The sequence below is a fragment of the Ralstonia mojiangensis genome, assembly GCF_023955645.1.
GTDB classification, from domain to species: domain Bacteria; phylum Pseudomonadota; class Gammaproteobacteria; order Burkholderiales; family Burkholderiaceae; genus Ralstonia; species Ralstonia mojiangensis.
In genome coordinates this window covers 289665-303006 of the sequence record NZ_JAMXHU010000002.1, presented here as the reverse complement: position 1 = coordinate 303006, position 13342 = coordinate 289665, and the positions used below count along the sequence as shown (strand labels likewise).

19 protein-coding genes are annotated in these 13342 nt (G+C 62.5%); 15 read left to right on the top strand and 4 right to left on the bottom strand.

The genetic code is table 11. From position 1 onward, the window contains the following. Positions 1 to 84 precede the first annotated feature (84 nt). Positions 85 to 831: a 2,3-diphosphoglycerate-dependent phosphoglycerate mutase gene (gene gpmA, locus NG898_RS08165; protein WP_024976760.1), complete on the bottom strand. Its 747-nt coding sequence runs from the start codon at positions 829 to 831 to the stop codon at positions 85 to 87. Positions 832 to 1005: 174 nt separating this feature from the next. On the opposite strand from gpmA, the gene NG898_RS08160 reads away from it, so the two are divergent. From NG898_RS08160 to NG898_RS08145, 4 genes are all read left to right on the top strand, one after another. Continuing rightward, positions 1006 to 1428 carry a rhodanese-like domain-containing protein gene (locus NG898_RS08160; RefSeq protein ID WP_092973487.1) on the top strand — a complete coding sequence of 141 codons (423 nt, stop codon included), beginning with the start codon at positions 1006 to 1008 and terminating at the stop codon, positions 1426 to 1428. Positions 1429 to 1446: 18 nt separating this feature from the next. Beyond that, a complete protein-coding gene (grxC, locus tag NG898_RS08155) occupies positions 1447 to 1704 on the top strand; it encodes a glutaredoxin 3 (RefSeq protein ID WP_004633497.1) in 258 nt (85 codons plus the stop codon). A gap of 173 nt (positions 1705 to 1877) precedes the next feature. Then, on the top strand, positions 1878 to 2396 hold the full coding sequence (gene secB / locus NG898_RS08150; RefSeq protein ID WP_252691866.1) for a protein-export chaperone SecB: 519 nt from the start codon (positions 1878 to 1880) through the stop codon (positions 2394 to 2396). A 108-nt stretch (positions 2397 to 2504) separates the two neighbouring features. After that, a complete protein-coding gene (locus NG898_RS08145; RefSeq protein ID WP_252691865.1) occupies positions 2505 to 3521 on the top strand; it encodes an NAD(P)H-dependent glycerol-3-phosphate dehydrogenase in 1017 nt (338 codons plus the stop codon). Positions 3522 to 3550: 29 nt separating this feature from the next. Here the strand turns inward: NG898_RS08145 and trmL are convergent, their stop codons facing one another. Continuing rightward, complete coding sequence (gene trmL, locus NG898_RS08140; protein ID WP_092973485.1) at positions 3551 to 4021, bottom strand: tRNA (uridine(34)/cytosine(34)/5-carboxymethylaminomethyluridine(34)-2'-O)-methyltransferase TrmL; 471 nt, start codon at positions 4019 to 4021, stop codon at positions 3551 to 3553. 111 nt (positions 4022 to 4132) lie between these two features. Further along, positions 4133 to 4855 carry a ComF family protein gene (locus NG898_RS08135; RefSeq protein ID WP_252691864.1) on the bottom strand — a complete coding sequence of 241 codons (723 nt, stop codon included), beginning with the start codon at positions 4853 to 4855 and terminating at the stop codon, positions 4133 to 4135. A 108-nt stretch (positions 4856 to 4963) separates the two neighbouring features. Here NG898_RS08135 and NG898_RS08130 point away from each other — a divergent pair, with 108 nt between their 5' ends. From NG898_RS08130 to NG898_RS08090, 9 genes are all read left to right on the top strand, one after another. Further along, positions 4964 to 5905 (top strand): methyltransferase domain-containing protein, encoded by a 942-nt coding sequence (locus NG898_RS08130; RefSeq protein WP_252691863.1) that lies wholly within the window; start codon positions 4964 to 4966, stop codon positions 5903 to 5905. 192 nt (positions 5906 to 6097) lie between these two features. Further along, positions 6098 to 6283, top strand: coding sequence for a hypothetical protein (locus NG898_RS08125; RefSeq protein ID WP_252691862.1), 186 nt, complete (start codon positions 6098 to 6100; stop codon positions 6281 to 6283). Further along, on the top strand, positions 6284 to 6403 hold the full coding sequence (locus NG898_RS08120) for a DUF2244 domain-containing protein (RefSeq protein WP_252691861.1): 120 nt from the start codon (positions 6284 to 6286) through the stop codon (positions 6401 to 6403). A 128-nt stretch (positions 6404 to 6531) separates the two neighbouring features. Then, positions 6532 to 7788, top strand: coding sequence for a cytochrome c oxidase subunit II (coxB, locus tag NG898_RS08115; protein WP_252691860.1), 1257 nt, complete (start codon positions 6532 to 6534; stop codon positions 7786 to 7788). Between the two features lie 41 nt (positions 7789 to 7829). After that, positions 7830 to 9434: a cytochrome c oxidase subunit I gene (ctaD, locus tag NG898_RS08110; protein WP_252691859.1), complete on the top strand. Its 1605-nt coding sequence runs from the start codon at positions 7830 to 7832 to the stop codon at positions 9432 to 9434. A 61-nt stretch (positions 9435 to 9495) separates the two neighbouring features. Further along, a complete protein-coding gene (locus NG898_RS08105) occupies positions 9496 to 9627 on the top strand; it encodes a cytochrome oxidase small assembly protein (protein ID WP_009277177.1) in 132 nt (43 codons plus the stop codon). A gap of 49 nt (positions 9628 to 9676) precedes the next feature. Then, a complete protein-coding gene (locus NG898_RS08100) occupies positions 9677 to 10285 on the top strand; it encodes a cytochrome c oxidase assembly protein (RefSeq protein WP_252691858.1) in 609 nt (202 codons plus the stop codon). A gap of 4 nt (positions 10286 to 10289) precedes the next feature. Beyond that, positions 10290 to 10502: a DUF2970 domain-containing protein gene (locus NG898_RS08095; protein ID WP_024976749.1), complete on the top strand. Its 213-nt coding sequence runs from the start codon at positions 10290 to 10292 to the stop codon at positions 10500 to 10502. Between the two features lie 89 nt (positions 10503 to 10591). Further along, positions 10592 to 11452, top strand: a complete 861-nt coding sequence (locus NG898_RS08090) for a cytochrome c oxidase subunit 3 (protein WP_045202471.1) — start codon at positions 10592 to 10594, stop codon at positions 11450 to 11452. A gap of 130 nt (positions 11453 to 11582) precedes the next feature. Here the strand turns inward: NG898_RS08090 and NG898_RS08085 are convergent, their stop codons facing one another. Continuing rightward, a complete protein-coding gene (locus NG898_RS08085; protein WP_024976747.1) occupies positions 11583 to 11792 on the bottom strand; it encodes a twin transmembrane helix small protein in 210 nt (69 codons plus the stop codon). Between the two features lie 69 nt (positions 11793 to 11861). Here NG898_RS08085 and NG898_RS08080 point away from each other — a divergent pair, with 69 nt between their 5' ends. Continuing rightward, on the top strand, positions 11862 to 12632 hold the full coding sequence (locus NG898_RS08080; RefSeq protein ID WP_252691857.1) for an SURF1 family protein: 771 nt from the start codon (positions 11862 to 11864) through the stop codon (positions 12630 to 12632). A gap of 52 nt (positions 12633 to 12684) precedes the next feature. Next, entirely contained in the window at positions 12685 to 13341 is a 657-nt protein-coding gene (locus tag NG898_RS08075; protein WP_252691856.1) for an SCO family protein, read from the top strand. Position 13342 lies beyond the last annotated feature (1 nt).

The following is a 13342-nucleotide window of genomic DNA, read 5'->3' as shown; positions in this document are numbered from 1 at the left end:
ATGGCCCGGGACGGCTCGCGCACATCCCGGGCTACAGGCTTCGACAGTATAAAGGCGTTGGAGTGCCGCAGCGCCCGTTACGGTTTATTTCGACTTGCCTTGGCTGGCCACCGCCGCGAGCGAAGCGGCAATCGCTTCCTGGTCGCCCAGGTAGTAATGGCGGATCGGCTTGAGGTTGGCGTCCAGCTCATACACAAGTGGCGTGCCGTTGGGGATATTCAGGCCGACGATGTCTGCGTCGGAAATGCCGTCCAGATACTTCACCAGCGCGCGGATGCTATTGCCGTGCGCGGCGATCACCACGCGCTTGCCGCTCTTGATGGCCGGTGCAATCGATTCATCCCACAGCGGCATCACGCGCGCGACGGTGTCCTTCAGGCATTCGGTCAGGGGCACCTGCTCGCGCGTGAGGCCCGCGTAACGGGGGTTGCCGAAAGCGTCGTTGTCGGCGCCGGGCTCCAGCGCGGGCGGCGGCGTGTCGTAGCTGCGGCGCCATACCAGGACTTGCTCGTCGCCATATTGCGCGGCGGTTTCGGCCTTGTTCAGGCCCGACAGCGCGCCGTAGTGGCGCTCGTTCAGACGCCATTCGTTGCGAGTCGGGATCCACATCAGGTCCATTTCGTCCTGCACATGCCAGAGCGTGCGGATCGCGCGCTTGAGCACCGAGGTATAGGCCAGATCGAACGTGAAGCCAGCTTCGCGCAGCAGTTTGCCGCCTTGGCGGGCCTGGGCGACGCCCGTGTCGGTCAGGTCGACGTCGACCCAGCCGGTGAAGCGGTTCTCCAGATTCCACGTCGATTCGCCGTGGCGGATGAGGACGAGCTTATGCATGACTGCCATGATGAGAAGTGAGAAAACCTGCGCGCGGCTGCGGCGACGTGTCGTACGTCATCGTGCAGCCGCTGAAACCGACTATTTTATAATGCCGCGGGCATTGGGCCCCCGAATCGTTCGGCTGATGTTCGCCCAGTAGACTTGCCCGACCCATCCCAGGAAACCGATACCGTGAAGTTCTTCGCCGATTACAACAACCTCGCACTGCTTGCCGTCGCCATCGTTTCGGGTCTGCTGCTGCTCTGGGCGCCCATCCAGCGCCGCATCGCGGGCGGCGGCGGTGCCAAGGTGGGTGCTTCGGCGGCCACCCAGCTCATCAATCGCCGCAATGCCGTGGTGGTGGATGTGCGTGAAAGCGGTGAATACGCCGCCGGCCATCTGCCGCAAGCCAAGCACGCGCCGCTCGGGGAACTTGCAGGCAAGGCCGCCGGGCTTGCAAAGAACAAAGAGACCCCCATCATCCTCGTATGCCAGACCGGCCAGCGTGCTGGGCGGGCCCAAGCAGTCCTGAAGCAGGCCGGTTACAGTGAGGTGTATTCGCTCGAGGGCGGATTGGCCGCCTGGCAACAAGCCGGCCTTCCGGTTGTGAAATAAAGATACGAGGTTGAAGTTATGGCGCACGTGGTCATGTACAGCACCACCGTCTGCCCCTATTGCGTGGCAGCGGAACGACTCCTGAAGCAACGCGGTGTCGAGCAGATCGAGAAGATCCTGATCGATCGCGAACCCGGCAAGCGCGAAGAGATGATGACGCGCACGAATCGCCGCACGGTTCCACAGATTTATATCGACGAGCGTCACATCGGCGGCTTCGATGATCTGTCTGCGCTGGACCGCGAGGGTGGCTTGGTTCCGTTGCTGGCTGCCTGATTCGGCGGCCCGATCTGGCGACCTGCGCACCACACAAAAACGCCCGGCTTAGACCGGGCGTTGTACTTTTGGGCCGGCTCTCATAGCGGGCTCCATTTGGTCATGTACCATACGCGTCTTGCGCGGCGGACGCTTCCGCCAAGCACCGACCACATCCCATTTGAAGGCGAGTCATGAGCGACCAGCAACAGCAGCAACCGGGCCAGGATGGCCAGCCGTTCTTCAACATCCAGCGCGTCTATCTGAAGGACCTGTCGCTGGAACAACCGAACTCGCCGCACATCTTCCTCGAGCAGGAACAGCCGTCTGTGGAAGTGCAGGTGGACGTCGCCGCTTCGCAACTGGCTGAAGGCGTGTTTGAAGTGACCGTCATCGGTACGGTGACGACCAAGGTGCAAGAGAAGGTCGCGTTCCTGGTGGAAGCCAAGCAAGCGGGCATCTTCGATATCCGCAACGTGCCGGCCGAACAGATGGACCCGCTGCTGGGCATCGCCTGCCCGACCATCGTGTACCCGTACCTGCGCTCGAACATTGCCGACACCATCGGTCGCGCCGGTTTCCAGCCGATCCACCTGGCCGAGATCAACTTCCAGGCGCTGTACGAACAACGCCTGGCCTCTGCCATGGAGCAGCAAGGCCAAGCCGGCGGCGCTGGTCTGGTGATGCCGGACGGCTCGAAGGCCACCCACTAAGTACGAGGCGCACTGCGCCAGAGGCCCGCGCCAGCCGCACGCTTGCGCGGGCTTTTTTTTTGCCCGACCTGTTGCTCGACCTTTGCCTGACCGATGTTGAACACGCGCATGCGAATTTCCGTTTTGGGTGCCGGTGCCTGGGGCACTGCCCTGGCCAGCCACGCCGCGCAATCGCACGATGTCGTGCTGTGGGGGCGTGACGCGAACCTCGTCGCGCAAATGGCCGCCACGCACATCAACGCGACGTATTTGCCGGGCATGACACTGCAGGCGTCGTTGCATTTTTCTGCTGACTTGCAAGCCGCGCTCGATCATGCGGCAGGCCACGACGGACTCGCCGTTATCGCTTCACCTGTTGCCGGGCTGGCTGACCTGGCGCGCACGATCGCCGCGCACGGCGGTGTGCGCAACGTGATCTGGCTATGCAAGGGTTTCGACCCCGAGACCAGCGCACTGCCGCACGCCATCGTCGCCGACGTGCTGAAGGCGTCGGGCCGTACCGACCTTGCTGTCGGTGTGCTGTCGGGGCCGAGTTTCGCCAAGGAAGTCGCGCAGGGTTTGCCGTGCGCCATGACCGTCGCCTCGACCAGCGAGACACTGTGCAAGCTCACGCAGCGCGGCTTTCATCATCACGCGATGCGCGTGTACGCAAGCGACGACCTCGTCGGCGTGGAAGTGGGCGGTGCCGTCAAGAACGTGCTAGCCATTGCGACAGGCGCCGCAGACGGCCTGGGCCTGGGGCTGAACGCACGCGCCGCACTGGTCACGCGCGGGCTGGCCGAGATGACGCGCCTGGGCTTGGCGCTGGGCGGCCGGCCAGAAACATTTATGGGGCTGACCGGCATGGGCGATCTACTGCTGACCGCCACCGGCGATCTGTCGCGCAATCGCACGGTTGGGATGCAGCTAGCGCAGGGCCGTACGCTCGACGACGTCCTGCACAGCCTCGGTCACGTTGCGGAAGGCGTACGTTGCGCGCGGGCCGTGGCAGCACTGGCGCGTGCCAAGGGCGTGGACATGCCGATCACCTTTACCGTCTGCGAAGTCCTGTTCGAAGGGCTTCCCGCTGCGAAAGCGGTCGAGCGTCTACTGCAGCGCGACGCCAAATCCGAATCGGCGCGCTAGTCACGCACCAACCAAGGGTGGCGTCCGGCTCAGGCGCCGCCCGCGAATCCGTTTTGCCGCCACGCTTCGAACACCACCACCGCCACGGTGTTCGATAGATTCAGGCTGCGGTTGTCCGGCCGCATCGGCAGGCGAATCCGCTGGGAAGCAGGAAACCACTCGCGCCGCTCTTCCGACAATCCGCGCGTTTCCGATCCGAAGACAAACCAGTCGCCCGGCTGGAACGCCATGCTGGCAAACGGCGTCGAGCCGCGCGTGGTGAGCGCGAACATGCGCGTGGGATCGGGCTGCGCATCGCGCAGGAAGGCGTCCCAATCGGCATGCACACGCATCGTCGCGTACTCGTGATAGTCGAGCCCCGCGCGGCGCATGCGGGCATCTTCGAGCGGAAAACCCAACGGTTCGATCAGATGCAGCTGCGCACCCGTGTTGGCGCACAGGCGGATCACATTGCCCGTGTTGGGCGGGATTTCGGGCTCGACAAGGACGACGTTGAACATGGTCTGGCGGCAGGAGGAATTTCGGCGGCGAGCTTATCCACATTGGGAAGGGTTGTCACCCCGCCACAGCTTTGCATAAGCGGCGCGACACAATGTCGCATAAGCACGGAATCAGGGCGTGCGCAAGGCGACAACGTTGGTGACGCGGGTGGCGCCGGCGCGTTTGAGTTGTGTGGCGATCTCGCCGAGGGTCGTGCCGGTGGTCATCACATCGTCGACGACGCCGATGTGGCGCCCCGCGATGCGCCCAGGCTCGGCGACAACGAATGCGCCGTGCAGGTTGGTCAGCCGCTCGGTGCGGTGCAGCGTGGCCTGCGCGGGGTTGTCGCGCACACGGTGCAGGGCGCCGGCGTGGGCCGAAATGTCCAATTGGCGGGCGATCCGGCGGGCAACCTCCCACGCCTGGTTGTAGCCGCGCGAGCGGAGGCGGGCCGGCGAAAGCGGCACTGGCAGCAGCACGTCCGGCCGGTCGCCCGGCGCAGCGGCGAGTGCGTTGCCCAATTGGTCCGCCAGCCAAGCCGCCAACGGCAATTGCGCCCGAAATTTCAATCCGGTGACAAGGTGGTCAAGCGGCCAGTCGTAGTCGGCAATGACGACGGTCGCATCAAAGTCGGGCGCACCGGCTAAACAAGTGCGGCAATGTCGGGCGGCGTGCCGCGCCTCCAGCGCAATGGCGCATTGGATGCAGCGCCGCCTGTGCAACTGCGGGGCCAGGTCGCCCATGCAGCCTGTGCACACCAGGCCGCCCTGCACTGCGCCGCAAAGCGCGCAGGCGCACGGCAACAGATGACGCAGGCCGGCGCGAAACCATGCCGATAACGCGTGTTTATGCATGCAAAAAGCCACTATCCAAGCCGATTTGCGGCCACTGCGCTATCGGACGGCGCCTCAAACTGCGGGCCGGTATACTTGGCAACCGCAGTATTCCGTCCCGCCTTGTCGATGTCTGATCCCGCTCTTGCCCGTCCTGCCGCCTTGCGGCGCGCCTTTGATCGCCGCGCCGCGCGTTTCGCCGACGTGGATTTCCTGCTGCGCGAAGTGGGCAGTCGCATGCAGGACCGGCTGTCCTACATCAAAGCCACGCCCGCGCGTGCGCTGGATTTGGGGTGCGGCCTGGGACAAGGCCTGGCGGTACTGCGCGCGCAATATCCGGACGCACAGATCTGCGGGATCGACTGGTCGTCCGCCATGCTGGCGCAAGCGCAGAAACTTGATCCGCAGCGCACCGATGCGGGTTGGCTCGGCCGGCTGCTGAAGAAGCGACCGGTCTTTGATTTTGTCCAGGCGGATTTCCGCGCGCTGCCGTTTGCCGGCGCGTCATTCGATCTGCTGTGGTCGAACCTAGCGCTGCACTGGGACCCGGCGCCGCACGCGATCTTTCCGGAATGGCATCGCGTCACCACGGAAGGCGGCCTGCTGATGTTCAGCCTGTTCGGTCCCGATACCTTGCGCGAGCTGCGCAGCGCCCTGGCTGGCATCGACGCGGGTGTCCACACGCTGCGCTTTGTCGATATGCACGACATTGGCGACATGCTGGTGCATAGCCGTTGGTCCACGCCCGTCATGGACATGGAGCAGCTCACAATCACCTACGAAACGCCGCAGGCCCTGCTGGCCGATGTGCATTTGCTTGGCGGTATGGCTGGCTTGACGGACGAAGCAGGCCGCAGCCTTGCTGGCGCCGGTCTACACACGCCGCGCTGGCGCCAGCGGCTATTCGACGCACTTGATGCGCAACGCAATCCCGACGGACTGATACCGCTCACCTTCGAAATCGTTTACGGCCACGCCTGGAAGCTTGCGCCGACTCAGCGGCAGGCGTTGGACGAGGAGGGGAGAGCCATGATTTCGATCGATCAGATCGGCCGCAAACCGCGCGCCTGAGATGTTTTTAATGCGAAAACGGCATTGGCGCACCTTGTCAAGCCGGGACTTGCATAAAGGCGCTTTACCTTGTTTGGGGTCAATCGCGGCCATATAATGCGCCAGTTTGTCGCAGCAGTCCCCCCAAAGGCCTATCCCGTTTTTTGCCACGGGCGAACCGTTCGGGTATGCATCCGAGGCAGGAGTGGTTCAATGCACGACATTGAAACCGCGCTCCACCCAGCATGCGGCGCGTCCACCATCTCGGAATCGCCGCGCAAGAACTGGCTCATGAAGCGAAACTGCTCGCTTTCAACCCGCCAGGTTGGCTGGTCCATCCCCTTGGTCGTCATTCCCCCGTTCGTAATCGCTTGGTTTTCTGTCTGGCAACGCGCGTGATTGGTGTTGCCTGACGCGGGGCTGGTGGTCGCGATTCTCGGATGGGCATTGCTGTACTATGCCCGCCACGCCTCCGATTACGGGCAAGTCTGGCTGGAAGACGGCCGGCTCGTGATCTAGCAGGTGAGCGTCAGGCGGCGCAAGCTTGCGGACGAGCTTTCCCGGTGTTTGGGACACGGGCAACCAACCCAGGTCTCATGAGCCGCGCACCGGGGCAGAGTGGAATCTGTCAATTGGGTAGATAAAAAATGAAAATGTTGAATAAGACATTGGCAAGTTTGCTGGCGGCAGGCTCTCTCCTCGCCCTCAGTCAAACGGCCCTGGCAGTGGAAGACATGCCGGGCGGCCCCGCAGTGCGGCAGCTCAATCTCGCGCCTCCGGTCACCAAGATCGCCGCCGAGATCCATTGGCTGCACTGGATGATGCTGATCATCTGTATCGTGATCTTCATCGGTGTATTCGGGGTGATGTTCTACTCCATTTTCAAGCACCGTAAGTCGGTCGGCCACAAACCGGCGACATTCCACGAAAGCACCACGGTTGAAATCATCTGGACCATCGTGCCGTTCCTGATCGTGATCGGGATGGCGCTGCCGGCCACGAAGGCTGTGGTCGCAATGAAGGACACCACCAATTCCGACCTCACCATCAAGGCCACCGGCTACCAGTGGAAGTGGGGTTACGACTACCTGAAGGGCGAAGGCGAGGGTATCTCGTTCCTCTCCACGCTGACCACACCGCGTGACCAGATCAACAATCAGGCGCCCAAGTCGAACACGTATCTGATCGAAGTCGACAATGAACTGGTCGTGCCGGTCAATCGCAAGGTGCGCATCGTCACCACCGCCAACGACGTGATCCATTCGTGGATGATTCCGGCGTTTGGCGTGAAGCAGGATGCGATTCCGGGCTTTGTGCGCGACGCATGGTTCAAGGCTGAGAAGGTCGGCGTGTATCGCGGCCAGTGCGCTGAACTGTGCGGCAAGGAACATGCGTTCATGCCGATCGTCGTGCGCGTGCTTTCGCAGGACGATTACACCAAGTGGGTCGACGGCAAGAAAAAGGAAATGGCCGCCAAGGCCGATGACCCGAACAAGACCTACACGCTTGAAGAGCTGAAGTCGCGCGGCGAGAAGGTCTACACCGCCAACTGCGCGGTCTGCCATCAGCCGAACGGCAAGGGCGGCGGTCCGTTCCCGGCGCTTGATGGTTCGAAGATCGCCAATGGCCCGCTGGCTGACCACGTTGGCATCGTGCTGCACGGCAAGGGCGCCATGCCGCCCTGGGCTTCGGCACTGAACGACGTCGAAATCGCTTCCGTCATCACTTACGAGCGCAACCACTGGGGCAACCATACCGGTGACCTGCTGCAGCCGACGCAAGTGAAGGATGCGCGCGGCGGCAAGATGCCCGAAGGCGGCGGCGCCAAGACCGCTGCAACTGAATCCGCCGGCAAGGTGGCGTCCCAACAAGCGAATGCGGCCGAAGACCGCAACGCTGGCTGATTGATCGTCTGCGTGACGAACCGAACCCTAGGAGTTCCTCGATGAGCACCGCTGTTACGCACCCGCAAGATCACGCGCACGGTCATGGAGACGACCACGCGCACGACCATCCGCACGGCTGGCGCCGTTGGCTGTTTGCGACCAACCACAAGGACATCGGTACGCTGTACCTGCTGTTCTCTTTCATGATGCTGCTTTCGGGCGGCACGCTGGCCCTGCTGATCCGCCTTGAGCTGTTCCAGCCCGGCTTGCAGTTCTTCCATCCGGAGCTGTTCAACCAGTTCACCACGCTGCACGGCCTGATCATGGTGTTCGGCGCGATCATGCCGGCCTTCGTGGGCTTTGCGAACTGGATGATCCCGCTGCAGGTCGGCGCGTCCGACATGGCCTTTGCGCGGATGAACAACTTCAGCTTCTGGCTGTTGCCGCCCGCGGCAATGCTGCTGGTGGGCTCGTTCTTCGCGCCGGGTGGCGCCACGGCTGCCGGCTGGACGCTCTATGCACCGTTGTCGGTGCAGATGGGCCCGGGCATGGACATGGCGATTTTCGCGATCCACATCATGGGCGCATCGTCGATCATGGGCGCGATTAACATCATCGTGACCATCCTGAACATGCGTGCGCCCGGCATGACGCTGATGAAGATGCCGATGTTCTGCTGGACGTGGCTGATCACGGCGTACCTTTTGATTGCTGTGATGCCGGTGCTGGCGGGTGCGATCACCATGGTGCTGACCGACCGCCACTTCGGCACGAGCTTCTTCTCGGCTGCAGGCGGTGGTGACCCGGTGATGTACCAGCATATCTTCTGGTTCTTCGGGCACCCCGAGGTGTACATCATGATCTTGCCGGCGTTCGGTATCGTCAGCCAGATCGTGCCGGCCTTCGCGCGCAAGCCGCTGTTCGGCTACAGCTCGATGGTGTATGCCACGGCGTCGATTGCCATCTTGTCGTTCATCGTGTGGGCTCACCACATGTTTACGACCGGTATGCCCGTTACCGGCCAGCTGTTCTTCATGTACGCGACGATGCTGATTGCGGTGCCGACCGGCGTGAAGATCTTCAACTGGGTGGCGACGATGTGGCGCGGCTCGATGACGTTCGAGACGCCCATGCTGTTTGCGATCGGCTTCATCTTCGTGTTCACGGTGGGCGGCTTCACGGGCCTCATCCTGGCCGTGGCCCCGATCGACATCCAACTGCAGGACACGTATTACGTGGTGGCGCACTTCCACTACGTGCTGGTGGCCGGCTCGCTGTTCGCACTGTTCGCGGGCTTCTACTACTGGGGTCCGAAGTGGTCGGGCTATATGTACAGCGAGACGCGCGGCAAGATCCACTTCTGGGGTTCGATGATCACCTTCAACCTCACGTTCTTCCCGATGCACTTCCTGGGCCTGGCTGGCATGCCGCGCCGCTATGCTGACTACCCGCAGCAGTTTGCCGACTTCAATGCCGTGGCGTCGATCGGAGCCCTGGGCTTTGGCCTGATGCAGGTGTATTTCTTCTTCTTCGTGGTGCTCCCGTCGTACCGCGGTGGCGAGAAGGCTGCCGACAAGCCGTGGGATGGCGCGGAAGGCCTGGAGTGGACCGTGCCGTCGCCGGCGCCGTTCCACACCTTTGAAGAACCGCCGCACGTGAAGTAATGCAGGTGTCGCGGGGCGGCTTGCCAATACTGGTGCCGGCCCCGCGATCCTCCGGACAACGATGTCGAATCCAGAAAAAAGCCCAACACCCGAGCAACGCGCAGCCAATCGTCGCCTGGGGCTCATCCTCGGCACGATCGCGTTGGTTTTCTTTCTGGGTGTGATTTTCAAGCGCGTGGTGTTCGGCGGTTAGCCGGGCAGGCGACGCGCTGGTCGCTGAACCGAGATTTCGCGAGACCTCTATGAGCCAGACACCGGCGCAGCCGGATCCGACCCAAAACGACAAAGCCCTCGAGCGCGGCCTCAACCGGTCCATGCTCGGCAAGCTGGCCGTTGTGGTCGTGATCATGTTCGGCTTCGGCTACGCGATGGTGCCGCTGTACAAAAAGATCTGCGAGCTTACGAACATCAACGTGTTGAACACACGGGATGAAGATGGCGGCGCGCTGCGCAATTCGCAGGTCGACAAGACGCGCACGATCACGGTGGAATTCGATTCGAACAGCCAAGGGCCGTTCCGCTTCCGCCCCGTCAAGAACAGCATGGATGTGCACCCCGGCGAGATCAACCAGATCGTCTACGAGGTGGTGAACAAGGAGGGGCGTACGGTCGAGGCGCAGGCCATCCCAAGTTACGCGCCCAAGCAGGCAACCGAGTTCTTCAAAAAGATTGAGTGTTTTTGTTTCAAGCAGCAGATGCTGACGGCCAACGAATCACGCGAGATGCCGGTGGTGTTTGTGATTGATCCGGATCTTCCCAAGGACGTGAAGACGATCACCTTGTCCTACACTTTCTTTGAAATCCACGCGCCGTCGGCTATTGCGCCGGCGATGCCGAACAAGGGAACGTGAGGACATGGACGAACTGAAGGAAGCGACCAAGCGACGCGCATCATTCGCACAGACGATGAAGGCGGTGTTCTGGTCCTTCTTCGGTGTGCGCAAGGGCCGCGATCATGACCGTGACATGGCGCAGTTGAATCCCGTGCACGTGATCATCGCGGGCATTCTAGCGGCGGTCATGTTTATCGTTGTGCTGCTGTTGATCGTGCGGGCAGTAGTCGGTTAAGGATTGAGAAGGTTGAGGAGACGGCCCGCGCAGCATGGGCCGGGCAACATCGATTGGATTCTTAAAAAAATAGAGCTGGAGAAAAAGAGATGAGTGCGAATCGAGCAAACGCTCCGTACTACTTCGTGCCCGGGCCGTCGCGGCATCCGATTACGGCAAGCCTCGGCCTGCTGATCGTGCTGTTGAGCTCCGCTGCATGGGTGAATGCTCAGCCCTGGGCGCCTTGGACATTCCTGATCGGCCTGCTGTGGTTCCTCTTCGTGCTGCGTGCGTGGTTTGCCGACGCCATCTCTGAATCCGAGACCGGCAAGTACGGCGACCGCGTGGATGCGTCGTTCCGCTGGTCGATGAGCTGGTTCATCTTCTCGGAAGTGATGTTCTTCGCGGCGTTCTTCGGCGCGCTGTTCTATGCCCGCACGATTGCCATGCCCTGGCTCGGCGATCTGAACAACAAGCTGCTGTGGCCCGACTTCAACGCGCTGTGGCCGAACGCCGGCCCGGCCGGCACGGTCGCTCCATTCACGACGATGGGCCCGTGGCCGATCCCGACCATCAACACGGCGCTGCTGCTGACCTCCGGTGTGACGCTCACGTGGGCACACCATGCGCTGCGTGAAGGCAAGCGTGCCCAGGTCATCCAGGGCCTGCTGCTGACGATCCTCCTGGGCTTCACGTTCATGGGTTTCCAGGCGTTCGAGTACATCCACGCCTATCACGAACTGAACCTGAAGCTGACCTCCGGTATCTATGGTTCAACGTTCTTCTTGCTGACCGGCTTCCACGGCTTCCACGTGACGATGGGCGCGATCATGCTGTCGGTGGTGCTGGGTCGTGTGATCAAGGGCCACTTCACGCCGGAGCATCACTTCGCGTTCGAGGGTGCCGCGTGGTACTGGCACTTTGTGGACGTGGTGTGGCTGGGTCTGTACGTGGTGGTGTACTGGCTGTAAGGCTGTATGGGATTGGAGTGGCGCCCTTTGCGCCGCTCCGTAGCCCCGCGCCACGATGGGCGAAGACAATGCCGCAGACGGGACACCGCTGCGGCGTTTTCGTTTTTCTGGCGTGAGCGATTTGCTGCGGCTATTGGCCGAAGCGGATGCCGGTACTGTGAATCCACCCCAGCCGGTTCGCGACCAAGATGAAGATGAATAGCGCGATCGAGAACCCGACGCGGAACATCAACGAGCGAACGGTGCGGTTGCTGTGGCCCTTGTCGCGCATCAGGAAGAACAGTGCGGAGGCAAGGCTGCCCAGGATCAGCAGAAACGCAATGGCAACGACGATGCGCATGGAGGGTTGCGGGTTGGGCGACGAAGGGTTGGAAATGGCTGCCGAGCATTATCGCACCGAGGCTGCGCAATGACCGTGCGCGTGCCGATGTGGCGTTGGTTTGCGCCCGTGCCGATGCTGGCGGGCGTGGCGCTGATTGCGCTCACGTGCGCGCTCGGGCGTTGGCAGCTTTCGCGTGCGCATGAGCGCATCGAGCGGCAGGCCCGCATCGTGGCGCTGGAAAATGCGCCCGCCCAACGCATCACTGCTCAACCTGTGACGGCAGATTCAGTGATGTACCGACCGGTGCTGCTGCGTGGAACGTTCGACGCGGCGCACACGGTGCTGCTGGAAAATCGCCCACACGTCACCAACGACGTATCGCGCCCCGGTTTTGAGGTGCTCATCCCGCTCAAGCTGGAAGGGGCGGGCGGGCGTGCTGTGTTGGTTGATCGGGGCTGGCTGCCGCGCGATCCGGCCGACCGCACGCGCATCGCGCCATACAGCACGCCGGCGGGCGAAGTGCAGGTCGAAGGGATGGCGGTGCCACATGCCAGCCGGGTCTTCAGCCTGGGCCGCAAGGATGGCGCGGATGAAGTCGGCCAGCGACTTAGGCAGAATATCGACCTCGACGCTTTCTCGCGCGAAATCGGCGTGCCGCTCCAACCGTTTGTGGTGCAGCAGCAATCCGACGCGCAGGACGGCCTGTTGCGCGATTGGCCGCGTGCAGACTTGGGCGCCGATCGCAATTACGGCTACGCATTCCAGTGGTTTGCGATGGCAGCGGCGGTGCTTGGGCTGATGGTCTTCTACAGCGTGCGGCGTTATCGCCGCTTGGCGGGCGCCTCGGAGCCCGTTTGAATACGAACTCGCGTTGCGGCTTAGTGCCGCAGCTGAATGTACTGGGAATCACATGGTGAATCAGGAATCCGCACCCGGCGCGCCCGGCACTCTTGGCGCGTCCGAAGACCCGCGCATCGACGCGCGCACGCGTCGCGGCCGCTTGATGATGCTGTTCCTCCTGCTCGTGTGCGCGTCGCCGGTAATCGCGTCGTACCTTGCGTATTACGTTTTCACGCCAGCCGGCGGCAAGGCGGCGTATGGCGCGCTGGTCGAGCCGCAGCGCCCCATTCCGACGGGCCTGATGGTGCAAGACGAGCACGGCACTGAAGTGCCCCTCGCTAGCCTCAAGGGCAAATGGTTGATGGTGTCCGTGGATGGCAGCGCCTGCGACGACAACTGCGCGCGCAAGCTCTTCACCATGCGCCAACTGCGTATCGGCCAGGGGCCGGACCGCGACCGCATCGTCCCTGTCTGGCTGGTGACTGACCGCGGGGAGATCGACCCGCGTCTGATCAAGGCTTACAACGACGATTACGGCGCCGTGCGCTTCCTGCGGGCGCCTGAGTTGCCGAAGAACTGGCTTGCCGATGGTAAGACGCCGCCCACGGATCACCTCTTCCTGGTCGATCCGCTTGGCAACCTGATGATGCAGTTTCCGAAAGATCCGGACCCGAAGAAGGTGCGCGCAGACATGACGCGGCTGCTGAAGTATTCGCGCATCGGATAAG